The organism is Pedobacter sp. B4-66 (assembly GCF_018492665.1).
Taxonomy (GTDB): domain Bacteria; phylum Bacteroidota; class Bacteroidia; order Sphingobacteriales; family Sphingobacteriaceae; genus Pedobacter.
In genome coordinates, this window is sequence record NZ_JAFVME010000005.1 from 457991 (window position 1) to 484268 (window position 26278).

The following is a 26278-nucleotide window of genomic DNA, read 5'->3' on the forward strand; positions in this document are numbered from 1 at the left end:
ATAACTTTGAAATTTAAACAATCTACTGCCATAATGAACGTTAAACATCTCTTGATTGCTACTTCCTTATTATCTGTCTCAGTATCCTCAATTAAGGCTCAAAAGAAATCTTATCTACAAACACTTACTGAAAAGAATGAATGGGTTGATTCTGTTTTCAATAAGCTGAACAGACGTCAGAAAATTGCGCAGATGTTCTTTGTAAGGGCGCATACCAATTTAGGAAAAGCATACGAAGACTCGATTGCCAATGTGATTAAAAAGGAACATATTGGTGGGTTGGTGTTCTTTCAGGGAGGTCCTGGCAGGCAAGCGATTCTAACGAATCAGTATCAGTCTATATCAAGAGTGCCTTTATTGATTGCTTCTGACGGAGAGTGGGGTTTGGGCATGCGTTTAGATAGCACCATTTCTTATCCTTATCAAATGGCTTTAGGAGCGATTCAGGATAAAGAGCTGATTTATAAAATGGGATTGGAAGTGGCTAAGGATTACAAACGCATCGGAATGCACATGAATTTGGCGCCTGATGTTGATGTAAATAATAATCCTAAAAATCCGGTGATAAACTACCGCTCTTTTGGAGAGAATAAATACAACGTAGCCACAAAGGCAGGCGAATATATGAGGGGAATGCAGGATGGTGGCTTGCTGGTTAGTCTTAAACATTTTCCGGGGCATGGCGATACTGATGTGGATTCTCATTATGATCTCCCTCAGCTTAAGTTTACCAAAGCGCGTTTGGATAGTTTGGAGATTTATCCTTTTAGAGAATTAATTCGTCAGGGTGCTGCGGGTGTAATGATTGCACACATGAATATTCCGGCATTGGATAATACGCCAAATATGCCTTCTACATTGTCTAAGCCTATTGTTACAGGTATTTTAAAGCAAGAACTTGGTTTTAAAGGTTTAATTATTTCTGATGCCATGGGCATGAAAGGGGTGGTTAAATACTTTAAAGATGGAGAGGCTGATGTAATGGGTGTTATTGCAGGTAACGACATTCTTGAACTTTCAGAAAATAGTGACAGAGCAATAAAGCTGGTTCGTAAAGCGGTTAGGCAAGACAGGATCAGCATGGATAGAATTGACGAAAGCGTTAAGAAAATCCTTACTGCTAAATATTGGGCAGGTTTAAGTGTTCGCGATTCTATAAATGAAAGAAACGTGCTTGCGGATGTAAACAGACCGGGTAGTCAGGTGTTGTTGCAGAAGCTAGCGGATGCTTCTATGACGCTGTTAAGAGGTAAAGCAAACATTAGTCGTTTGTCTAAAGACAGAAGAACGGTGATCATTAGTTTGGGAACTCCGGGTGTTACCGAGTTTCAACGAGATTTAGGTGCTTATTATAAAAACTCAGTATTCTATACCTTAGACAGAAATGCCAATGCTGCGGCTATTGCAAAGGTTTTAAGATATATCAATGTTTTTGATCAGGTAATTATAGGTATTCATGATACCCGCATCAGGCCTGGTAATGGCATCATTTTAAGTAATGATTTGAAGATGTTTATTAAGGATATGTCGCTAAGTAATGCAGTTTTTGTTTTGTTTGCTAATCCTTACAACCTATCGGCATTGCCGGGCCTTGAAAACAGTAAGGGATTAATCTTGGCTTATCAGAAAGAAGATTTCATGCAAAAGGCAGCCGCATCTGTAATTAAGAATCAGTTGGTTCCTACAGGGAGACTGCCCGTTACTGTGAATTCGTTCTTTAAGTATGGCGACAAAGAATAATTACTTTGTTTTTTGTTCCTTATAAGTTGCAGGATCAACTGCTTTTGCAGTCCAGTTTTTCAAGAAATCGGTAACAGCTTTTACACTATGTCCTGTTTTCTTTTTCCCATTTGCATCTTTTTCATCTGTTTCTAGGTAAGAGGAATTTTGAGTGTGTAATAATTTCCCGTTTCCATCAAGTATTACAAAAACAGGGAATCCGAAGCGCTGAGGGAAGTTAAGACTAGCGAGTACAGCTTCGTTTTTGTTTTCGGCACTGTAGTTTACCAACACAACCTCATAGTTATCGTTAATGAATTGTTTTAAGGCAGGAGTATTTTCTGCCATTTTATGGAAAGCTATGCACCAACCGCACCAGTTACCGCCGACTTGTACAAGCACATGTTTCCCTTCTTTTCTAGCCTTTGCTACTGCGCCATCAATATCAGCGCGGGCATTTGCCTTAGGGTCGTATACTTTTTTGTCTTGGGCACAGCTTGTGCCTACAGTTGCTATGGTAATAAGTAGTAGTAAGGCTATTCTTTTCATTGTTTAATAATTTAATTGCAAAATTATATAATAGTTAACATCAATTGTAATACCAATTTACTGTTCTCTAGTTTAATAGTAGATTTTATTTGTAGCGATATTTTTCTAAATAAGTTATAGCTTTACCTAATGCCTCAACAACCTTTAAAATTGCTTAGAGCATCTGCCGGATCGGGTAAGACTTTTAGCCTAACCCTACATTACCTTACACTTTTGTTTAGCGGACCGGGGAAATACAGAGAAATTCTTGCCGTAACCTTTACCAATAAGGCAACGGCCGAGATGAAGGAGCGGATACTGGGTGCCTTACAGGCTATAGCAAAAGGAGAGCCTTCGGATTTTAAGCCCCTTTTAAAAGAGAGCTATCCGGAACTTTCGGATCAGGACATTAAAGCAAAAGCACAGGTAATTTACAGTAACATTCTACATGATTTTGGCAGGTTCTCTGTAAGTACAATTGATGGTTTCGTGCAAAAGGTAATCAGGAGTTTTGCTTTTGAATTGAATCTGGATAGTGGCTATAAGCTGGAAATGAACCATGATAAGGTAAAGGAAGAGTTGGTTAAAGCACTTAATTTACAGATGGAGGCCGATCCTGAATTGCTGGAATGGGTAACAGCCCTTGCAATAGATAGGATAAGCGATGGTAAGGATTGGAATTATCAGCGCGCGTTAAAGGATCTGGCTAATGAGATTTTTAAAGAACGGTACTATCCTTTTCAGGAAGCCATGTTGCTGATGGGAGAGGACAGATCGGCAGAGTTTAATGCTTTAAAACAAACTGTAACTTCTGGTATCAAGGCTTTCAATAAGGCTTTGTTTGATCAGGCTACAGATTTAAAATACATATTTGATCTTTCGGGTGTTTTGCCTGAAGAGTTGGCCCGTAAATCTCTTAATCCGCTGCTAAAGCTGGATAAGATATTGAATGAGGACTATAGCATATTTCCTGCTTTGGCCAATATGGTTGATGATTTTGACCTGTGGCCACATGGCTCATTAAAGGATACATCGGGAGTGAGGCAGTTGTATGAAGACCTGAACCCGGGATTAAAGAACATGGTTGCCTTTTATGAGGAAGGCGCTGAGCAATACTTTACATGGCAGGCGATTCATAAAAACAGTTCTTATTTGCGGTTGATGCAGGAAATGGCTCAGCAGTTAAAGAATTACAGAGCAGAAAATAAAGCCCTTTTGATTAGTGATGCCCAGCAATTGTTGGTGGGTATTACGGGTGCTGATGCTGAAAACCCTTCTTTTATTTGGGAAAAAACTGGAAACCGATATAAGCATTTCCTGTTTGATGAGTTTCAGGATACCAGCACGATGCAGTGGCTTAACTTTTTGCCGCTGATTAGGAATGCGCTTTCAGAATTTGAAGGGAATACTACCGAACACCTTATTGTCGGCGATGTAAAGCAGTCTATTTATAGATGGCGCAGTGGCGACTGGCGTATTTTGCACAGTAATGTAAGGCACGATGTGCAGGCACATAATGTTGCCGAAGAAAACCTGGAGTTTAACCGACGAAGTACCACCAATGTGATTGCGTTCAACAATTTTCTATATGCTCATTTGCCCTCTATTTTGCAAAGACAGCTTAATGGAATTCTTGCAGATACGGAAAGAGAAGATCTTTTGAGTTACTGGAATCAGGAGTATAACCAGATAATTGATCGTGCTTACGAAGGAAGTTCTCAGAAAGTTACATCTCAAACTTTGGACGGGGGTAAAATAGAAATACAGTTTCTGGATAAAGAAGATGATGCGGAAGCCGAAGATGAGAGTCCGGTGGCGGCAGTGCATGCAGTAGATAAAATAATCGAATTGCTATCTGTTCATGGCTTTGCCATGAAAGATATTTGTGTGTTGGTAAAAGCTAACCGCGAGGCAGAAACAATGATTTCGGCTTTGTTAGATAGGCAAGATGATTTATCCGTAGCTGCGGGCAAAACGTTTCAGGTTATTTCGGGTGATGCTTTGAAGATTTCATCTAACCTTGCGGTGCAGTTGCTCATCAATATATTTAGGATGCTGGTGGCCAGAGAGGATGAGCAGGCAATTTACAGGGCTACTTGTGCAAGGTTGTTCAGTCAGATAAATAACCCTGAGGGGGTAGATATGAAAGTTGCGCTAAATGCTCAGGACTGGATGGACATTGCCAATCAGCCAATTCAAAGCCTTACAGCTTATTTTCCGGAGGAGTTCTGTAGTGGTTTTGAAAGCTTCAGGCAGTTGCCGATGACTAGTTTGATGGAAAGAATGGTGCAGTTTTTTGGACTGGGAACAGGTCAGAATGAACATCATATTCCATTTATTATGGCGCTTAGAGATCAGATTGGTGTGTTTGCAGGTGGTGGCGATCAGGGCTTAGGTAAGTTTTTGGAATGGTGGGATGAGGAAGGTTTAAATAAAGCGTTGCCTGCTGCTGATGATCAGGATGCGGTGCAGATCATGACCATTCATAAATCGAAAGGGCTGGAGTTTAAAGCGGTAATTATTCCGTTTTTAAACTGGAAATTAGATACGCCTAGCGGATTTATTAAGAAGATTTTATGGGTAAATGCTGCTCCGGCAGGCTTCGGGAACTTTAGTACTTTGCCTGTAGATTATAGTAGTAAGCTTGCTTCGACAGCTTTTGCGAGAGAGTACTTTGAAGAAATGCTACTCAACTACATGGATACGCTAAATACATTGTATGTAGCCACTACCAGAGCAAGGGAGTATTTGTATATGGTATGCCCTAAAACAACGATTGTAGAGAAGAAAAAGGAAGTTTCGGTTAGAAACGAGTTTCAAAATATATTACTGAATCTGTTTAAAACAGAAGAGGATTCCGGCTTTGTGTTGGATGAAAAGTTAATGTCTTTTGGGGAGATAAGGCCTGTGGTTAAGAAAGTTTCTGAAATTAATGAAAGCGCCATAAAGGTGTCTGATTATTATGTGAACGAGCGTTTAACCTCTAAGTTTAATTACCAAAAGAACAATGAGGATGGCTGGTTTAATGCAAGGCAGCGAAAAGGTGTGGTGTTGCACAGTATTCTCGAAACCATCACAGATTTAAAAGAGCTGGATAAGTTGATTGCCGTGAAAATGCAGGATGGCCTGATTAGGCGCAGTGAGCGTGATGAGGTAAAGCAGGCGGTTATTGATGTAATTAATCAACAGGAAATAGCGCAGTGGTTTAAAAATTCGAAAAGCATCATTAGTGAAAGGGATATGATTTTGGAGGGAGGAGAGGTAAAACGTCCTGATAAGCTTTTTGTGATGGAGGATAAGGCGGTGTTGCTAGATTTTAAATTTGGCGCCCCTCATAATAAATACATAGACGACATTAACCGTTACAGGGATAGCCTGTTAAAAATGGATGAGTTTAAACAGATAGACGCTTATATCTGGTATGCCGAAACTGGAGAATTATTAAAAGTATCGTAATGAAAAGTGTGAACGAAGGAAAGTTTTTAAACAGAGTAGCTACCGATCTTTTAGAACGTTTTGGTAATGAATTGCAGGATGTCGCGATTGTTTTTAATAACAAAAGGCCTCAGCTGTATTTAAAGAAATACTTGGCAGAGGTAAGTGGTAAGCCAATTTGGAGTCCGCAGATGTACACCATTCAGGAGTTCCTTTCGCGTGGGACGGAACTTGTGGCTGCTGGTCAGCTTAAGCAATTCTTTGTTTTATATACCTGCTATAATGAACTGCTAAAAGCAGAACATAAAGAGGCTATTTCGCCGGATGAGTTTTATCCTCTGGCAGAGATTATTCTTGGTGATTTTAGTCAGGTAGATTATTATCTGGCCAATGCCAAAGAGATATTTGGCTTAATTGAAGATATAGCCGAGCTACAACTACAATTCCCGAACTTTGATGAAGAGCAATTGCAGTTTATGCGAACATTCTGGGGGTCGTTTTCTGCGAAGAAGCAAAACCAGATGCAGGAGAGGTTTATAGAGCTGTGGCAAAGAATGCCTGCGCTTTATGTAAATTTCCATGCAAGGTTGGCTAAGGAGGATTTGGTTACGAATGCCAAGATGTATCGTAACCTTGCGGAAGGAAAAGACTCTGATCCTGAGTTTTTAAAATCATTTAAACATACCGTGTTTGTTGGTTTTAATGCTTTGTCGAAAGCAGAAGAAAGGTTTTTTAAACAATGGCAGGAAAAGGGATGGTGTTCATTCTATTTTGATGTAGATGCTCATTATTATTCTAATCCATTGCAGGAGGCAGGTCATTTTATTAGAAGAAATGTACATACGGTAGGGTTGGTTAATCAATTTGAGAAAGCTCCGGCAAGGCTTAATGATGTTGCAAAGGAATTTGTGGTTGTGCAGGCATTGGGTAATGTTGCTCAGGGTAAGTTGCTTTCTGAACTTTTATTAGATACTGAGGTTCGGGAGGGAGGAAAGGCGATTATTCTTGCTGATGAGAAGTTGTTGATTCCTGCTTTGCAGACCATAGACGACGATAGTGTGAATGTTACGATGGGTTATCCCTTTGAGCAATCGGCTTTATTTGGCTTGTGCGATTTGTGGTTAAGCATCCAGGAGGCCTTGTTATCAGATACTGATGTGAACTATAAACACGTGTTGTCTTTTTTGTTTAATCCGCTGATTCCTATAGATCCGGATTTGCGTAATGAACTGCACAATCAGATTGTTGATGAGAAAAAGGTGTCCTTTAGTAGAGCTGAGTTGTTGCCTGTCGGCAAGATAGCTAGGATTACGTTTAACCCTTTTGCCGATTCCTTCACCACAATAAGGCATCTGGCAAGTGTATTATTATATGTATCAGAAGAAGGAAAGCTGCAAAGAATGGACAGTCTATTGTCTACAGAAGCAGTTAAAGCTCTTAACGCACTTACCGATAGTTTTGAAGAGTTAAAAGCTGAGGGTGCAAAAGATTTAAACCCGAAGTTTGTTTTTAAATTGATCAGAAGGGCGCTTCAGGGATTAACCGTGCCTTTTGAAGGTGAACCGCTTGCAGGTTTACAGGTGATGGGACTTTTGGAAAGTAGAAATCTGGACTTTGATGAGCTTATAGTTTTGGGGGTAAACGAAGGTATTCTTCCTAAAATCACCAATAATCCCTCATTTATTCCTGACAACATCAGGCGTGCTTTTGGTTTGCCAATTCTGGAGCATCAGAATGCAATTTCGGCATATCTGTTTTACAGGTTGTTGCATGTTGCTAAAAAGGTGACCCTGGTTTATAATGGCGTTACAGATGAAAAAAGTACAGGTGAGGAAAGTCGCTTTGTAAAGCAGTTGGGGTTCGAAACCAATTGTACGTTTTCGCATCGGGTGCAGCAGAATCAGTCAATTGAAAATCCCAGAAACCTGAAGATTGTTGTAGAGAAAAGGGGAGAAGTGTTAAGGGGCCTGGAGAAGTATTTTAAAAGAAACGCTACGCCTAAGTATGATAAAAAGATCTCTGCAACTGCATTTACAGATTATGTTACCTGTTCGCTACGGTTTTTTTATAAGAATATTGCAGGTTTAAAGGAACCTAAAGATTTGCCTGATAGGATAGAGGCCAATTTAATTGGTAGTGCCCTGCATACCGTGATGGAAGTTTTCTATGAGCCGGCTGTAGGTGCGGAGGTAACGGCAGACTATATTAAGGAAAGGGAAAAGAAGCTAAAAGACCTTTGTGAGTTCGCCCTGGCTAAAGAACTCAAGCTCAATACAGCCAAAACTGGCACTCAAACTCCGGCATTGCAACAAATTGTATTGCAGGTGTTGGAGCAATATGCCCTTAAAATTTTAAGAAATGACGAAAAACTTACGCCTTTTAAAATAGAGGAGTTAGAAAATAAAAGCGATTATGTGATGCTCTATCCAATGGCGAAAAATCGTAATATTTGGTTGTATGGTATAATTGATCGTGTTGATGTAAAGGATGGGAAGATCAGAATTGTTGATTATAAAACAGGTAAGGATCAGCTTAAGTACAAAGATTTTCCTTCGCTTTTTGAGGATCAGGCAAAGGATCATAACAAGGCGCTCATCCAAACATTATTTTATACTTATGTATATGAGCAGGTAAAACAACGCCAATATGTAGAGCCTCATCTTTATACTGTTCGGAATTTTAAGGAAGGCACGTTGTTTAAAGAAAAGCAAAAAGGAGGGTCGTTTTTGCAGGATCAGAGCCTTGAAAGTTTTAAATCTATGTTCGCTAATAAGTTACAAGAAAAGCTGGAAGAACTGTTTGATGAAAACATTCCGTTTGTGCAAACTGAGAACAAAGAGAACTGTGGGTATTGCCCTTATAAAGACATTTGTCAGAGATAGTTAGCAGATGATTGCAACATCGATATATTTCAAGTGTAAAAGTTTCTTTTCAATGATGGAGCAGTGTGCGAATAAATTGCATATAAAAACAATTTTATCTAAGTTTGCCGCAATTAACATTTGAATATACAATGAGAGAGATTCAATTTAGAGAAGCTTTACGTGAAGCCTTAAGCGAGGAAATGCGCAAAAATGAAAACATTTTTATGATGGGCGAGGAAGTTGCACAGTATAATGGTGCATACAAAGTTAGTCAGGGAATGTTGGATGAATTTGGCGAGAAACGCATTATCGATACGCCTATTGCTGAATTGGGCTTTACCGGTATTGGTATTGGTGCAGCAATGAACGGATTGATTCCAATCATCGAGTTCATGACTTTTAACTTCTCTCTGGTTGCTATAGATCAGATTATTAACGGAGCAGCAAAAATGCTATCTATGAGCGGCGGTCAGTTTTCTGTGCCAATCGTATTTCGTGGGCCAACTGGAAACGCAGGTCAGTTAGGTGCTCAGCACTCTCAAAACTTTGAGAACTGGTATGCAAACTGCCCGGGCTTAAAAGTTGTAATTCCATCTACTCCTTACGAAGCTAAAGGATTGCTAAAACAATCTATCATTGATCCGGATCCAATTATTTTCATGGAGTCTGAGGTGATGTATGGCGATAAAGGTGAAGTTCCTGAAGGTGAATATTACATCGAAATTGGTAAAGCAAACATTGTAAAAGAAGGTACTGATGTAACTATCGTAACTTTTGGTAAAATGCTTACCCGTGTTGTAAACCCGGCTGTTGAAGAATTAACTAAAGAAGGAATTAATGTTGAAGTAATCGATTTACGTACTGTACGTCCTATTGATTATGCAACTATTATTGCATCTGTTAAGAAAACTAATCGTTTGGTAATTGTTGAAGAGGCATGGCCTTTGGCTTCTATCTCTTCTGAAATTGCATTTAATATCCAAAAAAATGCTTTCGATTATCTTGATGCTCCGGTATTGCGTATCACTTGCGCTGACGTACCGTTGCCATATGCACCAACTCTTATTGCAGCAAGCTTACCTAATGCAGAAAAGGTAATTAAAGCTGTAAAAGAAGTTATGTACGCAGCAAAATAAGACTAATAATTTAAAGTAAATATAATCCCGCTAGTTAAACCCTATGCGGGATTTTTTTTATTTTTGACCCCATTGTACTTTATAACATCAAATAGAGATCAAAATGAGTAATCACTCTACAATAATCGCTGCTGAACTCGCAGTAGCGGAAAAGCAGGTTATCGCTACTATTGAATTACTGGATGAAGGAGCCACTGTTCCCTTTATTTCGCGTTACCGTAAGGAGATGACAGGAAGTTTGGATGAGGTGCAGGTTGCAGCCATCCGCGACAGGTTTCAGCAGCTTCGTGAGCTTGATAAGCGTAGAGAAGCAATTTTAAAAGCACTTGCTGCACTTGATAAGTTAACTCCCGAGCTGGAAGCGAAAATAAATGCGGCTACCAATATTGCTACTATTGAAGATATTTATCTTCCGTATAAGCCAAAGCGTAAAACGAGAGCATCGGAAGCTCGTAAAAAAGGCCTGGAGCCTCTTGCCCTTACCATATTGGAGCAAGGCAAGCAAGATCCTGAACTGGAAGCTGGCAAGTTTCTTAATGATGAACTTGGTGTGTCATCAACCGATGAAGCACTTGCAGGTGCCCGCGATATTATTGCTGAGATTATAAATGAGAACATTGATGCGAGAACATCAATGAGAAAATACTTTCAAAATACGGCCACTTTTAAATCTACACTTGTTAAGGGTAAGGAAGAAGCAGGCATCAAATACAAAGATTATTTTGAATGGAGTGAGCCACTTAAAACGGCGCCTTCTCACAGGATCCTTGCGATGCGCAGAGGGGAAAATGAAGATATTTTAAAGCTTGAAACAATGCCGGAAGAAGATGGAGCAATTCAGATTCTGGAAAAGCAATTCGTGAAAAGCAATAATAGCAGTGCTACACAGGTTAAACTGGCTATTCAGGACAGCTATAAACGTTTGCTGGGACCAGCAATGGAAACCGAGGTTCGTGGCCTTTCAAAAGAAAGGGCTGATGAAGAGGCTATTCGTGTGTTTGCAGAAAACGCAAGACAATTGCTATTGGCTGCTCCAATGGGACAAAAGAATGTTCTGGCAATAGACCCTGGATTCCGTACGGGATGTAAGGTTGTTTGTTTGGATATGCAAGGTAAATTGCTTGAAAACACAGCTATTTATCCGCATAATGGTCAGCGAGGTGTTCTTGAGGCTGCCGAAACTATTAAAAAGTTATGTGCTAAGCATAGTGTTGAAGCCATTGCTATCGGTAACGGAACGGCAGGAAGAGAAACGGAAGTATTTATCCGTGGATTGGCTTTAGCTGATGTTATTGTGGTGATGGTTAATGAAAATGGGGCATCTATTTATTCAGCTTCTGAGGTTGCCAGAGAGGAATTCCCTACTCAGGACATTACCGTTCGTGGAGCTGTTTCAATTGGTCGTCGTTTGATGGATCCATTGGCAGAGCTTGTTAAAATAGATCCTAAGTCGATAGGAGTTGGGCAATACCAGCATGATGTAGATCAGAATAAACTACAGGCTTCTTTGGATGATACTGTAATGAGTTGTGTGAACGCGGTAGGGGTTGAGTTAAATACTGCGTCGAAACAAGTTTTGGCCTATGTATCAGGGCTTGGTCCACAGTTGGCGCAAAACATTGTAACTTATCGCAATGAGCATGGTGCATTTAAAAATAGAGAGAGCCTTAAAAAGGTGCCTCGTTTAGGTGATAAGGCTTTTGAACAGGCTGCTGGATTTTTAAGAATCAGAAATGCAGAGCATGTGCTTGATACCAGTGCTGTTCACCCTGAGCGTTATGCTTTGGTTAACAAAATGGCACGAGATTTAAACTGCAGTGTTGCTCAGTTAATGAAAGATGCTGAGTTAAGAAAGCAAATCAAGCTTCAGCAATATGTAAGTGAAGAGATCGGTTTGCCGACTTTAAATGATATCATGAGTGAGCTTGCAAAACCGGGTAGAGATCCGCGTGAGCAGTTTGAAATATTTAGTTTTACTGACGGTGTAAATGCAATTGCTGATTTAAGGATCGGTATGAAATTGCCGGGTATCGTTACTAATATCACCAATTTTGGTGCATTTGTAGATATAGGTGTTCATCAGGATGGATTGGTGCATACCAGTCAGCTTTCCAATAAGTTTGTAACCAATGCTAATGATGTGGTTAAAGTGCATCAGAAAGTAGAAGTTACGGTTGTAGAGGTTGATGTTGTAAGGAAGCGTATTTCGCTTTCTATGAAAACAGAAGCGACTGCTCCTAAGCCTCAGGCTAAAAAGGCAGATCAAAAGCCGGGTAATTTTAAAAAACCAGTTAGCACAGGTAAGCCGGATCAGAATAGAAAACCTTCGAAACCTCAGGGTAACAATAGCGGAGCGAAAAAGGATAAACCACTACCGGAAGGTGATTTACAAATGAAATTAGAAGCATTGAAGAATATGTTTAAGTAAAAAAGAGGAGCTATAGCTCCTCTTTTTTACTTAATACTGCTACAACTCAATCTGCCTTTTGATACTTTCTTCAAGAGAGATCAGTGTTTCTGTACGTTGTATGCCAGATACAGCCTGGATTTCTTCGTTTAATACATGTCTTAGGTGACTTGTGTCGCGACAAATGATCTTAGCGAACATGCTATAGGCTCCGGTAGTGTAATGCAACTCTACAACCTCTTTAATTTTGCTTAATTGTTCCACAGCATCTTTGTACTGTATTCCTTTTTCAAGGTAGATACCAAGGAAGGCACAGATGTCATAGCCCGCTTTTTGCGGATCAATGATCAGATGCGACCCTTTGATAATACCCATTTCCTGAAGTTTTTTCATGCGAACGTGAATTGTTCCGCCCGAAACGATAAGATCTTTAGCGATTTCTGTGTAAGGCTTAGTAGCATCATGCATCAGCTGCTTTAGGATATCAATATCCAGGTTATCAATTTCTAAATTTTGGGTTTCTTTTTTGAGCATCGTTTTAATATTTGGTAACAATACTCTAAGTTAATTAAAAATATCGTAATAATAAAATTAAATGTTTAAAATATTTGCAACGTATGGAGGTTGTTGTTACATTTGTATCAAGCAAGTAGCAAAAAATAGTTCTTTAAAACTTGTTTATACTCTGTAGGGTGGTGAAATTGGCAGACGCACCTCCTTGTCTCGGTGGTGGAGAATTTGGAAAACCCGTAAGGGCTAACCACTCCTTGAAGGTTCGACTCCTTCCCCTACAGCAATTAAGTAGTTAGATCAACCTAAACCTACTACTTAATATTTGTACTTTGTTTAATGTTGGGTGGTGAAATTGGCAGACACGCCTTCTTGTCTCGGTGGTGGGGATAAATGGATAAACGCAGTTTATGGGTTGACCACAAATTAATTTTTGAACTGTAGCTAACTACCCCTTGAAGGTTCGACTCCTTCCCCAACAGCCAGTTTTTTTATGAATAATAAGTTAGTTAAAAAACGAGTGACCCCGGATAGGGCCACTCTTTTTTGTTTTATAACACCTTAGACTCAACTCAGACTCAAGTCAGAGTCAACTCAGAGTCTGGTTAGACTATAGTCCATCCAAACACTCTTTTATTTCCCTCCCATATTATATTTATCGCTGAATTTTTTGTCTAGTTGCTTATGCAGGTTATCTAAATTAATGTCTCTGCCTTGAATAAACGCTTGCTCAACCTTATTGGTTTTCATATCCAGCGCATCACCGGCCGAAATAAAGAAAGTTGCATCCTTACCAATTTCAAGAGTTCCGGTGGTTTTATCAATTCCTAATACTTTTGCTGCATTTATGGTAATGGTTTGTAAAGCTTTTTCTTTATCTAAACCCCATGCAGCGATGGTGCCGGCCATAAAAGGAAGGTTTCTTAGCTGCCAGTAACCTTGCATCCCCATAATCACATCAACGCCTGCATTGGCCAATATTCCCGCATTTTTATAAGGCATATTTACATCGTCGTCATCAGAATTTGGTAAGGCATGTGGCTCATTTACGATAACTGCAATGTGGTTTTCCTTTAAGAAACCGGTAATTAAATAAGCATCATCACCGCCAACAATAACGGGAGTGATGTTATATTTTTTTGCAAACTTAACTCCTGCAATGATGTCTTTTTCGCCTGCTGCGGAGATAAATAAGCGCTGAGTACCATCAAATAGATGTTTCATGGCAGCAAATCTGGTATTTATTACAGCCGGTTTGTCTGTTTCGGCATAGGCTTTGGCTTCAGTAAAAAACTGATCGAGGCCGTTTAAAAGGTTCTGGGTACGTTCTTTAAGTGCCTCGGGAGAAACAAGAGGTTTATTGCCCGTGTTTCTGAATCTCGGGGTTACGGGCCAGTTCAGGTGCATGGCATCGTCTTTTTTTATAGTCGCATCTTCCCAGTTCCAGGCATCTAACTGTACAACTGATGAGCTGCCCGATATTGTGCCACCCTGTGGAGTTATCTGGGCCATAAGCACGCCGTTGCTTCTTATGGTTGCAGGTACCTTTGAATCGGTGTTGTAAGCAACCAAAGCCCTGATGTGCGGGTTGAAATCGCCAATCTCATTATAATCAAGCGTCGCTTTAACAGAGCTGATTTCAACCAGACCGAGGTTAGTAACAGGAGCAATAAATCCAGGATAAATGTGCTTTCCGTTGGCCTGGATAATTGTTGCATCGCTCATGTTTATACGTGCCACTGTTGCATCTCCAACACCTATGATTTTGCCTTTGTCAAAAATGAGATAACTGGTTTCAATTACCTTTCCATTGCCAACATGTAGTTTGCCACCCATAACAATGGTTTTTTTATCCTGAGGTTTTGCAGGCGAAATATTGGCTTGTGCGAACGCACTAACCCCAATGGCAGATATAAGTAGGGTTAAGATGTATTTATTCATGGTTGTGAGTTCCTTCCATTTCATTAAGTTCAAGAGCGTAGTCTTCTAGTGTTTCACAGTGATACAGGCGCTTTTGCTCTGCTTTAGGACGTTGGGTTTTGCCACCTTTGTCTTTACTGTCTTTCATTTTTTGAATTAATCTTGCGCGTTCGGTTTGCTGTGCCTTTCTGATCTGGCTATCGCGATCTATATCCCAATAAGCAACACCATCTACGAAGGTCTTCTCTGCTTTTGCGTAAATAGATAGGGGATTGTCTGACCAAACTACCACATCTGCGTCCTTGCCCACCTTAAGACTGCCAATCTTTTCATCTATGTGAAGCATTTTAGCGGGGTTTAACGTTACAAACTTAAAGGCGTCTTCCTCTGATACCCCTCCGTATAAAACGGCTTTCCCTGCCTCTTGATTTAAGCGGCGTGCCATTTCTGCATCGTCTGAGTTGAAAGCAGTGGTTATGCCAACATTATGCATGATTTTGCCATTATATGGAATTGCTTCTGCAACCTCCATTTTATAGGCCCACCAGTCAGAGAATGTAGATGCGTTGATGCCGCGGGCTTTCATTTTATCTGCCACTTTATAACCTTCCAGGATGTGGGTGAATGTGTTGATTTTAAAGCCTAGGCTATCCGCAACATTCATAAGCATGTTAATTTCAGACTGCACATAGGAGTGACAGGTAATAAAACGCTTGTTGTCCAGAATTTCGACTATAGCATCCAACTCCAGATCTCTGCGTACTGTATTTCCTTTTTTGGCTAGTTCTGCTTTGTATTCTTTTGCACGTGTAAATTCATCTACAAAAGTTTGTTCAACGCCCATTCTGGTAACAGGGAATCGTGCTCCTGTACCAAAATTGCTTTGTTTTACGTTTTCTCCGAGGGCGAATTTTATAAAGCCATCAGCCCCTGCAAACTTTAGTTCTTCGGGTAATTTACCCCATCTTAGTTTGATTAGTTGCGACTGCCCTCCGATAGGATTTGCCGACCCATGTAAAATCTGTGAAGTGGTTACGCCACCTGCAAGCTGACGATAGATGTTTACATCTTCGGAGTTAATGATATCTGCTATCCTTACTTCTGAAGACACGGATTGTGCGCCCTCGTTAATGCCTCCAACGCCTGCAATGTGCGAGTGCTCATCTACAATTCCGGGGGTTACGTGCTTACCTGTTGCGTCAATTACTTTTGCATTTCCGGCATTTAGGTTTTTGCCTACGGCCTTAATTTTACCATTTTCTAAAAGCACATCTGCATTTTGCAGGATGCCTTCTTTTTCATTGGTCCACACGGTAGCGTTTTTCAATAAAACACTTTCCTGCTTTAAAGGGGTAGCATTACCGAAAGAGGTAAAAGGAAAGATTAATGCGCCTATTGCTTCTTTTTTCGGTGGTTCAGGAGTGTTAGTAATGGTTTTGTTTGTAGTGTCTTTTGCAGCAGCATCATCTTTTTTAAAGATTATGAAACGTTTGCCTTGTACCCAATTTTCTTCAATGATGTTTTCTTTTTTAAAGAGGCTATCAGATGTGATGATAAAGTTGGCTAGTTTTCCTTTTTCAAGCGTTCCTACTTTATCCGCTATTCCAATCATTCCAGCCGGGATTTCGGTAAGAGATAAAAGTGCTTGTTTTTGGGTTAGCCCATTTTCAAGAGCAGTATGGATGTTAGTCCATAAGTCTTTCGGGTTTTCCAGACCTTGGGTGGTAAGCGAAAATTTAATGCCTGCTTTTTCTAATGCAGCGGGGTTGGTAGGTGCCAATTCCCATGCTTTCATCTGAGCAAGGGTTATGCTCCTGTTTTCAATGGTATCCTCTACATCATAGGCTTTGATGAAATTGATAGGGATGATAAGACTTGCACCGATTGCTTTAACCGCATCTATCCTTTGATATTCATCACCATTGGATTTTATGATGTATTGCTTGCCAAATTCCTTGCCGATTTTGCTGGCTCTTAGTATGTTTTGCCATCCTTCTACTTCGAAAAGTTGAGGGATGCTTTGTTGTTTGTTGAACTCCTCCAAAGAGATATTATATTCTCCTTTTTGTTTGCCATACCACTGTGCATCATAATAAGTTTGGCGTAGTAAGGCTATTGCACCCATCAACGATGTTGGGTAATCATTTTGTGAGGTTCCTTTACTGAACGAGTAGTTTGCTGCCGATTGGGGGTTAAGTATGGTGCTGTTTTCTTTTTCGTCACTTAGTGTTACTGCAACAGAGGTTCCGCGGGAAATACCATCGCGGTTAATTGCATTTACACTTCCAAATCCTGCTTTCCGTAAATCGTCGGCTTTTTTGCTGTCGGCAGTAAATAGTGTGTTGGCCTGTGTTTCTGGTCTTATTGCCTCATTCCAACCATAGGCGCCCTTTTTTGTAGAGGTAAATATGGATTGACGGCCACCATTAAATGCGCGTGTAGCCTCAGGTAATCCGTAAGAAGTAAAGGCATCAATGAGAGAAGGGTAGATGAATTTCCCTTTCAAATCGATAACCACATAGCCTTTGGGAATGGATGTGCCTGTGCCAACAGACTGTATGGTTTGCCCCTTAATTAGCAATGTGCCATTAGGGATTGTTTGATTGGCGCTAACCACAATGTTAGCATTTGTAAAGGCATAAGTACCTTGTCTGATATCGTATGAGCCATTAACCGGATAAGTTTGCTGGGCAAACAGAGACGTAGCAGAAAAAACCAGTGCCAGGCTGAGCAGAATTTTCTTCATAAATTTAGTTAAGAGCCTAAATCTATTACAAAAATGTCAGAATAAAAATCTGTTTAGCTTTTGCGGCTGATTGGCAAAAGCTAAACAGAGTAACAGTTATTTTGTGGTAATCTCTACATTACCGCCGTTTTTGAATAGGTCGTGCGATACGAAGTAGCCTTTGTTTTCTACTCCGTTAACTTTTATACCTGTAATTCCTCTCCCTTTTCCAGGTTTTTTGATGGTTAGTATTTTGTTTGTGTTTGTTTTCCAAATCACTTCATCAAAAAGAGGAGCTGTTACAATGTATTCAGGGTCTGTTGCTGAAAATGTGTATAGGCCTAATGAGCTTAATACATACCATGCCGACATTTCTCCTGCATCATCCATCCCGGAAAGAGCCAATCCTTCTTTACCAATTCCGTATAGTTCATTCAGAATTTTATCGATTATTTTCTGTGATTTTTCTGGTTTGCCTATAAAGTGATAAGCAAAAGGAGCCTCATGGTCAGGTTGATTGCCATGGCAATACTGACCTATCATGGTTTCTACGTTTCGGGCTATGTATTTTGGATTCCAAGGCACGGTAAATAATGAATCAAGCTTTGATTCAAATCCTGCCGGTCCGCCATATAGTTCGATTAATCCCGGCATATCATGTGGTGCAAAGAAAGATACTTGCCATGCATTTGCTTCTCTATACATATATTCATAGTAAGGGTACTGAGGGTTGAAGTTCTTAATCCAATCACCATTTGGCAATCTGCCTCTCATGAATCTTGTAGAGGGATCAAACATGTTTTTGTAGTTTTTTGATCTGGCCATTAAGATTCTATAATTGGTAGTGTCTCCCAGTTTTTTAGCCATTTGAGCAAGAGAATAATCGTCGTATGAGTATTCTAAAGTTTTAGAAACGCCTGCATTGGCTTTGGTTTCTACATGTGGATTGGCAATATCAGGATCAGAGATATAACCCTTTTGTATATACTCCTCAAGGTGAGGTCTTGCGCCTGGAGATACATTTGCATTCCTTAAAAGCAGCTTGTAGGTACCTTCAATATCGAAATTGTCAATACCTCTTAGATATGCTCCAACAATTGATGAAGCTCCATGATCACCATGGAAAAACGTAGGGATAAATCCGGTTTTATCACCGACATCTTTCATTGATTTGATTACATCGAGTGCAACTTTAGGAGAAATCAAGCCTAAAAGAACATCTTTATTACGGTAGGTATCCCATAGAGAAGGCTCCGTATAGTAATTGAAATCGGCTTTTGTTACGTTTCTTTTCGCGTCTGTATATTCTCCGTTTACATCGCTACGTAATGCAGGCCAAAGCAGAGATCTGTATAGTGAAGAGTAAAGCATTTGTTTTTGCTTTTCTGCACCACCTTTTACCTGTATTGCTGATAATATTGTTTCCCATGTTTGGGTTCCTTCGTTGCGGATTTGATTAAACGATTTAGTTCCAATTTCCTTTTCAAGGTTTTCTTTTGCATTTTCTACACTTACAAAAGACAATCCTATTTTAAGTTCAACAGGCTCTTTGCCGCCACCAGACAGATGAACCATTGCAAAGCCTTTTTTGGAGCCTTCTTCCTGTTTTTCTAATTTCTCAATATTAGTGTTTAGTTTGGCGTAAAAGTAGATTACCTCACCAACATTTTGAAAACCTTGTAAGTCGGTGTTTCCTACTTGTTCAATTTTCCAGTTTCCTACTCTGTTGTTTGCTTTGGCAAGATCAAATAGGATTTTTCGACCTGTTTTGTTTTTATACTCATACTTATGGTATCCACATCTTAAGGTAGAAGTAAGACTCACGTTAACATTATAGTCATCGAGGTAAACCTGATAAAATCCTGGGGCTGAACTTTCTTTTTTATGAGAGAAGTGAGAACCGAATTTGGCTTCCTGACCCGGAGTTGTTGCTATTCCTGAAACGGGTAAAATTGGAATGTTACAAAGATTCCAGTGGCCTTTGTTGGTATGGGTAAACCCATAAATCATATTGTCTTCGTATTCATAACCAGCCCCTGATCCGTATTCTGTAATAGGGCTAAGTTGTACCATGGCATTTGGCATAGAACTGCCAGGAAATGTAAGCCCTGCCCATGACCTCCAGCCTTGAGGTAAGTTGTAGCCAAGGATTGCAGAGTCGGTAAGTGGTGCTGTACCAATAAAGGTGTTTACGTACTTGGTGTAATTTGTCTTTTTCTGGCCTTTACTAACATTATAAGATGCAAGTAGGACGACCAGGATTAAACTTAGGTTCTTAATTCTGATTCTCATTTTAGTTTAACATTTGTGTTGTTTATCAAATATATAAATTTCGAAACGATTACCTTGAGGTTTGTAATTGTACATGTCGGCTTGAATTTTATATTTGTATATGGATCAGGAAATATTTGGTAAAGTAGACCATTACATTAGTGAATTGTTGGCGCCGGAAGACAAAGTTCTTAAGGAGACTATAACATCTTTAGATGCTGCAGAAATGCCTCAGATTAGTGTAACTGCCAATCAAGGCAAGTTTTTGCAGGTTATTGCGCTTATGTGTAATGCAAAAAGAGTACTAGAGCTGGGAACACTTGGAGGCTACAGTACGATATGGCTGGCAAGATCGATCCCTAATGATGGCAAGATTGTTACAATTGAGTTTGACCCTCGTCATGCAAATGTTGCAAAACAGAATATTGAAAAAGCCGGACTTTTGGCTAAAGTAGATTTAAGAGTTGGTAAGGCAATGGATGTTATGGTGGAACTAAAAAAGGCTAATGAAGAACCTTTTGACCTTATATTCATTGATGCAGATAAACCACCATATGCCGAGTATTTTGAAATGGCCTTAAACCTATCGCATTCCGGCACGGTAATAATTTGTGATAATGTAATCCGGGAGGGTAAGGTGCTGGATGAAAATAGTACAGATGAGAGGGTTATTGGCGTGCAACGTTTCAATAAAATGTTGGCTTCTAATCAGCATGTTACTGCGACTATAGTTCAAACTGTCGGTGTGAAAGAATATGATGGAATGGCAATTGCAGTTGTAAAATAGATGAATTTAATATGAGTCAGAATAAAAAGATCACTACACTTTTTACCGATATCGGTGGGGTGTTACTCACTAATGGATGGGATAGAAAGGCTAGGGCCGAAGCCGCACAGCTATTCAATCTTGAACTTATAGAGTTGGAGGAAAGGCACCACCTTACTTTTGATACTTACGAGGTTGGGAAAATTACACTTGATGAGTATTTGGACAGATTGGTGTTTTATGAAGATCGTGGCTATTCTAAAGATAACTTTAAAGAATTTATGGTTAGTAAATCGCTTCCGTATAACGACATGATTAAACTGATATGTGACCTTAAGAAAAAGTATAACTTAAAAGTTGCGGTAATCAGTAATGAAGGGAGGGAGCTTAACCAATATAGGATAAGTACTTTTCGGTTGAATGAATTTGTCGACTTTTTTATCTCTTCAAGTTTTGTGCATTTCAGAAAACCAGATGCAGATATCTTTAAGGTAGCGATAGATATTTCTCAGAGCGATGTTGAAACAAGCGTTTATATTGATGATAGAATGCTTTTTGTACAGATAGCGGAAGGTCTTGGCCTGACAGGAATCTATCATACGGACTACGGAGACACAAAAAAGAAGCTTGCTGATCTTGGGTTAAGCTTAGATTGATCTCATATCTAATAAATATTTACAGCCGTTGGTCGAAATTTTTAGGGAGTTGGTCGTGAGTTACACGATGCTGGTATAATACGCCGGATTTGGTTGAAACGAAAGGGGAGTAATGACGTCTTATTAATAAAAACAATAAGAAAAATCCTAAAACATAAAGTCATGAAAACTCTTACAAAAGTATTATTCGGAACAACATTAGCAACAATTTTATTAACCTCTTCGGCGATGACAACTTTGGCTGCCAACAAAATTGAAATTACTTCAGTAAAAACAAGTTCAACTGGAATCAACAAGGTTTGGGTTGCAGGAAATGTGAAGATCGTATTGACGCAAAGTGATAAGGAAGGAGTTTTTGTTGATGAGAACTTTAATGCAGATAAAACATCAGTTTTAAGAGAAGGACAAACTTTGTATATCAACTCTACAGAAAGTAATCAAGTTACGGTTAATGTTTCTGTAAAAGATCTTCAAAGAATACAAGCTGCCGGTGGTTCGGTGGTTGTAACTAAAGGCAACTTTGATGTGAAATATCTTCAGTTGTTTTTAAGTCAAAGTGCAACAGCTAAAATTAAATCTACAGTAGGTAGTTTATATACAGTGATCAGTGATGATGCGGTGTTAAAGATGAGTGGTAGTTCGGATGAGCACACCTTGATTGCAAGCAATATGGAGAATGTTAAGTTTGATGATTTTGCTAGTTTGAGGACAGAGAATTTAAGTGTAGGGATGGTTATGAATGCTGATAAAACAGCGGCAAATAAAGCAAAGTAAGAATTTCAAATCCATGATGGAGCCCCGGTTACTCGGGGCTTTTTTTGTGAAATTTCTTAATAAAATGCCGGAGAATATGGTTTCCGGCACTTTACTTTCGGTTGCTTTTTAAAGCAATGTTCTAGTCTCTCAAGTGCAGAGTTTGTTTAACCTCATCGTAGTTTTTTGAATTAACACGAGACAGTGTTTGTACACCACCAGGAATAATTATATATCTGAATTTATGGGTGTTGGCTATTGAGCCATAGAGATTGCTTGAGCTGGTCATACTGATGCGGATGCTTCCTGCTGTACTAAGTGCAGACCAAATGTCGATATTGGAGTTCCCACCATTCAAATAGGTAATTGAGATGGGCAGGTTTGCGACCTGGTCTGTTGGCCATACTACGGGATTATAACCAACCAGTTTACCGTAAACAATTACTGTACCCTGATCTAATATGGCTTGGGTAACTTTTGAAGCTGCAATGTCAGCAGTAAAATAGACGGTACCAAAAATAGTAGTTTTAGTATAAGTGCCTGGGGTTACCCAGTCTGAGTAAATCACATTTGCTGTTCCCGGATCGCCCTTGGCTCCTTTAAGATTAATGGGTACAGGCCATGCTCCACCAACCTTTGGCCCGTAAAACAGATAATTGGCCGGGTTCAAATAGTAATCGCCATTACTTCCAACGGATGCTGCTGGAACGCCGGTGCCACTGATGATTTTGGAACCTGGGGATCCGGTAGCTCCAGTGGAACCTGTTGCGCCGATGAGGCTTTTGGACGTACCCCAGCCTGCAGCTGTTTTTGGACCGTAAAGAATACTGGTGACGGTATTAAGATAAAAATCGCCGGTAGCACCAAGCGCAGCAGCAGGGGCAACGTTGCCCGAATAAATTTTAGTGCCGTCAGCGCCAGTGGCACCAATCGCACCTGTGGTGCCGGTTGGCCCAGCCGGACCAATTGGTCCATCTTTACCGCAGGAAGTAAAAAGTACCGTTGCTGTGGTAATAGCAAGTAAAAAATGATTAAATTTTTTCATAACAGTTGGTTTTTGAATGTTGTAAACGAATCAAATTTTTGCTAGTGGTTATTAATGTGTCTATTAAAATTAATCAGTATAATTTGTCGGAAATAGTAAAAAAACGACAGGAAGCTTTTTTATTATAACATTTCTGTTGTTAAAGACAATAGGATTAATGGGGGAGGTAAGCTTAGTTAAAATTAAGTATTGAGATTTAAATTAATTAATACATTTGCGCTCAATAACAACCTTGAACCCAATAAAAAACAAAAATCATGAGTAATTCTGAAAACCCTTCTGAACTTAACGAATCAGTATCCCATAATGTATATTTTGAAGGAAAAGTACAAAGCCTTGGTCTGGAAACAACAAAAGGTAAAGCAACAGTTGGTGTAATGAAAAAAGGAACTTATACGTTTTCGGCCTCTTCGCCAGAGCAAATGGTAATTGTATCAGGCATTATGCAGGTAAAGCTCAATGGAGCAGATTTTAAAGCATACAAAGAACAGGACAATTTTCATGTAGCTGCCGGAACGTCTTTTGATATTATATGTGATGATGATGTAGCTTATATCTGTTATTACGGATAATATGATTTGATACTATACTGAATTGCAAATTTGTGCGAATTTGCGTTAATTTGCAATTCAAATACTTTGTATGGATATCATTGAAAAGACAATAGGAGCTAGAAAAGCTACAAAAGCGGTATTCTTAGTATGTGGACTTGGCGTGTCCAGTTGGGCGCCAATGGTTCCTTATGCTAAAGAAAGGCTTCAGTTAAATGATGCGAGTTTGGGCTTGCTTCTTTTATTATTAGGCACCGGTGCAATTAGCATGATGCCTGTAAGTGGTATCTTGTCAAATCGCTATGGAAGTCGCATAGTTATGCTTTGTTCAGCAATCCTTATGGCACTAACACTTCCATTACTTTTAATAATGGATAATGTTATCTGGATGGGGGTAATACTATTCATATTTGGTTCAGCAGTTGGAACTGTTGATGTGGCAATGAACTCTCATGGAGTGCATGTACAAAACAGATTTGGTAAACCAATTATGTCATCCCTTCATGGACTTTTTAGTGTGGGAGGGCTTTTAGGCTCTCTGGGTTTGGGTTTCCTGATGAAACTTGGCCTGGAGCCAATAACAGCCGCGATAAGTATTGCTGTTTTGCTGATCATTATTGTTTCGTGGAAATATACTGCCTTGTTTGATGAAGAGACTGAGAGGGCAGCCATTCAGGAGTTTTCTTCAAATGACCAAAACACTAATTCCAGGTCGTTTTCCTGGCTAACCGGAAGTGTTCTTTTTCTAGGTGCAATGTGTTTTGCTGTTTTTCTAGCTGAGGGATCGATGTTGGATTGGAGTGCAGTTTTTTTAACAGAAAACAGAAAAATAGATGAAGAACTGGCGGGTGTTGGTTATGCTGCATTTTCAATTGCAATGGCCACTATGCGTTTACTTGGGGATAAACTTGTTTCTCATCTTGATGGTCCTAAAGTTGTTATTGGGGGAAGTCTTATTGGTGCAGCAGGAATCTTTTTAGTAATACTTACACCCTGGTTGGTTACTGCCTTGCTAGGTTTCATATTATTGGGGTTAGGGGCTGCCAATATTGTTCCTGTCTTCATTAGTGAAGGAGGCCGGTTGAAAAATGTTTCTGCTTCGGTATCCATTCCGGCAATTACCACCATTGGTTATGCCGGACAGTTAGCGGGGCCAGCAATGCTTGGATTCATCGCTCATCAATATTCCTTACCAATTGCTTTAGGTTTTAGTGGCTTTTTGCTTATTCTGGTGGCTGTTTTTTATAAAATGAAACCCAAACATTAGTGTTATGTTAAGAGAAGAGCGTTTTGATCATATCCTAAATCTTTTAAAGCGAAATGGCAAAGTAGCTTACGATTTACTTTCAATTGAACTAAATGTATCCGAAGATACCATTAGAAGAGATATTGAAACACTTCATAGTAATGGATTATTAGCCAAAGTAAGAGGTGGTGCTATTTTACCTTCAAGGAATCCATTAAGTTTTCAGAATCGTACTGAATATCTTACTGAGGGCAAAGAAGTAATCGCGCTAAAGACTCAGCAATTTATCAATAAAGGGCAAACGGTGTTTATGGATGGAGGAACTACTATATGTGTAATTGCGGCACACTTGCCATTAGATTCCAGTTTTAGGGTGGTTACTAATAATCAGGCGCTTGTTCCAATACTCTCAAAGTTTAAAGGAGTTGAAATCATTGTACTTGGTGGAGTTTATAACCGTAATACTCAAACGAATACTGGAGTTAAAACTTGTGAAGAGGTTAAGCAGTATGTAGCAGATTTGTATTTTATGGGCACATGCGCTGTTCAAAGTAAATTTGGTATTACTGCTGCAGTAAACGAAGATGGAGAAGTGAAGCAAGCAATGTTGAATTCCTCAATAAAAAAGATTGCATTGAGTAATGCTGAGAAGCTTGATAGCGTGCATAGTTTTAAGGTATGTGATATACAAGAAATAGATGTGCTAATTACAGATATCCCAAGTGATGATAATAGATTAGATACCTATCGTAATTTGGGAATAAAATTGGTTTAACAAGAAGAAGGGTGGATGAACCCTAAACACCCACCCTGGTTCCTGTACTTATCTCCCTCACTTTTCTAAAAAGGTCCTCCCCGGACAAATAATGTAATGCAAAAGCCAGGCCGAGAGAGAAAAGATGCCTTAAGGTGTAATTAGAAGGGTAGCCCTAAATAAACAAGTGTATAGTACTCATCAAAATGTAGAAAGAATATCCTGAATTGCGCCGCTGTGTATAGCTTGGTTGCTGAAATAAAATCAAGGCAATTTAATATTAAGCTTTTTTGCATAAAATAAGTATATTCAGCTAACCAAATACTGAAAATTAATTTAAATATAACCTTTAAATAAAATTGAGGCCATTTAAGTTTTGTTACTTAGCATACAAAGAGACATGCTCCAATGAAAGATCTTAAAAGCTTTGAATATATTTATATCCAACATTGGGAAAAATTGTATGCCTTCTGTTTTAAGATGACATGTGATGATTATGTTTCGCAAAATATAGTACAGGATATCTTTACTGACCTGTGGGGCAGAAGAGATAAAGTCCAGATCTTATCCATAGAAAATTATTTGTTTAGGGCCGCCAAAAATCAGGTATTAAAAGAGTACAGAAAAAAGCGCTTTGATACGGTAGTTCTTGAGGAAAAATTTGAGAATTACCTAGTTGAAAATACTCCTTCACTGGAGCCTGAACTACTGGCTAAACTTTATTCCTTATTAGAGCATCTTCCCGAAAAGAGGAAAGAAATTCTGATTATGAATAAATTGGAGGAAATGGATATAGCACAAATTGCAGCTAAGCTAAATCTCTCCAAACAAACTGTAAAAAATCAGGTTTCTTCGGCATTAAAGCAATTAAGACTCCATGCGGGAGAAACATTCTTGTTAATCTTTGCGCTTGGAATTTACCTTGCTGCTTATCTTAATGATATCTTAACAATAATTTAACAAATTCCGATAGTACTTTTTTGCCATCGATG

At 39.4% G+C, this 26278-nt stretch carries 18 protein-coding genes and 2 tRNA genes; 14 read left to right on the forward strand and 6 right to left on the reverse strand.

Annotation, left to right across the window (positions count from 1 at the left end; genetic code table 11):
- Nucleotides 1-33 precede the first annotated feature (33 nt).
- Nucleotides 34-1740 carry a glycoside hydrolase family 3 protein gene (locus J1905_RS11445; RefSeq protein WP_214227374.1) on the forward strand — a complete coding sequence of 569 codons (1707 nt, stop codon included), beginning with the start codon at nt 34-36 and terminating at the stop codon, nt 1738-1740.
- Here J1905_RS11445 and J1905_RS11450 read toward each other — a convergent pair whose 3' ends face one another.
- Nucleotides 1741-2268 (reverse strand): thioredoxin family protein, encoded by a 528-nt coding sequence (locus J1905_RS11450; protein ID WP_214227375.1) that lies wholly within the window; start codon nt 2266-2268, stop codon nt 1741-1743.
- Between the two features lie 129 nt (nt 2269-2397).
- Here J1905_RS11450 and J1905_RS11455 point away from each other — a divergent pair, with 129 nt between their 5' ends.
- The 4 genes from J1905_RS11455 to J1905_RS11470 all read left to right on the forward strand — a co-directional run bounded on the left by J1905_RS11455 (nt 2398) and on the right by J1905_RS11470 (nt 12110).
- Entirely contained in the window at nt 2398-5703 is a 3306-nt protein-coding gene (locus J1905_RS11455; RefSeq protein WP_214227376.1) for a UvrD-helicase domain-containing protein, read from the forward strand.
- The gene (locus J1905_RS11460) at nt 5703-8564 is read left to right on the forward strand and encodes a PD-(D/E)XK nuclease family protein (RefSeq protein ID WP_214227377.1); all 2862 of its coding nucleotides are present in this window, start codon (nt 5703-5705) and stop codon (nt 8562-8564) included. Before J1905_RS11455 ends, J1905_RS11460 begins: the two co-directional genes overlap by 1 nt.
- 131 nt (nt 8565-8695) lie before the next feature.
- Nucleotides 8696-9682 (forward strand): pyruvate dehydrogenase complex E1 component subunit beta, encoded by a 987-nt coding sequence (locus J1905_RS11465; RefSeq protein ID WP_214227378.1) that lies wholly within the window; start codon nt 8696-8698, stop codon nt 9680-9682.
- Between the two features lie 103 nt (nt 9683-9785).
- Nucleotides 9786-12110 carry a Tex family protein gene (locus J1905_RS11470; protein ID WP_214227379.1) on the forward strand — a complete coding sequence of 775 codons (2325 nt, stop codon included), beginning with the start codon at nt 9786-9788 and terminating at the stop codon, nt 12108-12110.
- A 39-nt stretch (nt 12111-12149) separates the two neighbouring features.
- Here J1905_RS11470 and J1905_RS11475 read toward each other — a convergent pair whose 3' ends face one another.
- A complete protein-coding gene (locus J1905_RS11475; protein WP_048908245.1) occupies nt 12150-12623 on the reverse strand; it encodes an Lrp/AsnC ligand binding domain-containing protein in 474 nt (157 codons plus the stop codon).
- A 152-nt stretch (nt 12624-12775) separates the two neighbouring features.
- Between J1905_RS11475 and J1905_RS11480 the strand changes: the two genes are divergently transcribed.
- Together J1905_RS11480 and J1905_RS11485 are read left to right on the forward strand one after the other, a co-directional pair.
- A tRNA-Asp gene (locus tag J1905_RS11480) sits at nt 12776-12883 on the forward strand.
- A 56-nt stretch (nt 12884-12939) separates the two neighbouring features.
- Nucleotides 12940-13084: transfer RNA gene (locus J1905_RS11485), tRNA-Asp, on the forward strand.
- Between the two features lie 148 nt (nt 13085-13232).
- Here J1905_RS11485 and J1905_RS11490 read toward each other — a convergent pair.
- From J1905_RS11490 to J1905_RS11500, 3 genes are all read right to left on the reverse strand, one after another.
- Nucleotides 13233-14564, reverse strand: a complete 1332-nt coding sequence (locus J1905_RS11490) for an amidohydrolase family protein (RefSeq protein ID WP_250318078.1) — start codon at nt 14562-14564, stop codon at nt 13233-13235.
- Nucleotides 14533-17265 (reverse strand): amidohydrolase family protein, encoded by a 2733-nt coding sequence (locus tag J1905_RS11495; protein WP_214227380.1) that lies wholly within the window; start codon nt 17263-17265, stop codon nt 14533-14535. The genes J1905_RS11490 and J1905_RS11495 overlap by 32 nt, the downstream gene beginning before the upstream one ends.
- Nucleotides 17266-17361: 96 nt before the next feature.
- A complete protein-coding gene (locus J1905_RS11500; RefSeq protein ID WP_214227381.1) occupies nt 17362-19536 on the reverse strand; it encodes a GH92 family glycosyl hydrolase in 2175 nt (724 codons plus the stop codon).
- A gap of 100 nt (nt 19537-19636) precedes the next feature.
- On the opposite strand from J1905_RS11500, the gene J1905_RS11505 reads away from it, so the two are divergent.
- From J1905_RS11505 to J1905_RS11515, 3 genes are all read left to right on the forward strand, one after another.
- Nucleotides 19637-20302 carry an O-methyltransferase gene (locus J1905_RS11505; RefSeq protein WP_214227382.1) on the forward strand — a complete coding sequence of 222 codons (666 nt, stop codon included), beginning with the start codon at nt 19637-19639 and terminating at the stop codon, nt 20300-20302.
- A gap of 11 nt (nt 20303-20313) precedes the next feature.
- On the forward strand, nt 20314-20937 hold the full coding sequence (locus J1905_RS11510; RefSeq protein ID WP_214227383.1) for an HAD family hydrolase: 624 nt from the start codon (nt 20314-20316) through the stop codon (nt 20935-20937).
- A 162-nt stretch (nt 20938-21099) separates the two neighbouring features.
- Nucleotides 21100-21711, forward strand: coding sequence for a GIN domain-containing protein (locus J1905_RS11515; protein WP_214227384.1), 612 nt, complete (start codon nt 21100-21102; stop codon nt 21709-21711).
- 121 nt (nt 21712-21832) lie between these two features.
- On the opposite strand, the gene J1905_RS11520 is transcribed toward J1905_RS11515, so the two are convergent.
- A complete protein-coding gene (locus J1905_RS11520) occupies nt 21833-22735 on the reverse strand; it encodes a hypothetical protein (RefSeq protein WP_214227385.1) in 903 nt (300 codons plus the stop codon).
- Nucleotides 22736-22992: 257 nt separating this feature from the next.
- On the opposite strand from J1905_RS11520, the gene ppnP reads away from it, so the two are divergent.
- From ppnP to J1905_RS11540, 4 genes are all read left to right on the forward strand, one after another.
- Complete coding sequence (ppnP, locus tag J1905_RS11525; RefSeq protein WP_214227386.1) at nt 22993-23307, forward strand: pyrimidine/purine nucleoside phosphorylase; 315 nt, start codon at nt 22993-22995, stop codon at nt 23305-23307.
- A gap of 70 nt (nt 23308-23377) precedes the next feature.
- The gene (locus J1905_RS11530; RefSeq protein ID WP_214227387.1) at nt 23378-24553 is read left to right on the forward strand and encodes an MFS transporter; all 1176 of its coding nucleotides are present in this window, start codon (nt 23378-23380) and stop codon (nt 24551-24553) included.
- 4 nt (nt 24554-24557) lie between these two features.
- Complete coding sequence (locus J1905_RS11535) at nt 24558-25307, forward strand: DeoR/GlpR family DNA-binding transcription regulator (RefSeq protein ID WP_214227388.1); 750 nt, start codon at nt 24558-24560, stop codon at nt 25305-25307.
- A gap of 387 nt (nt 25308-25694) precedes the next feature.
- On the forward strand, nt 25695-26246 hold the full coding sequence (locus J1905_RS11540; RefSeq protein ID WP_214227389.1) for an RNA polymerase sigma factor: 552 nt from the start codon (nt 25695-25697) through the stop codon (nt 26244-26246).
- Nucleotides 26247-26278: the final 32 nt, after the last annotated feature.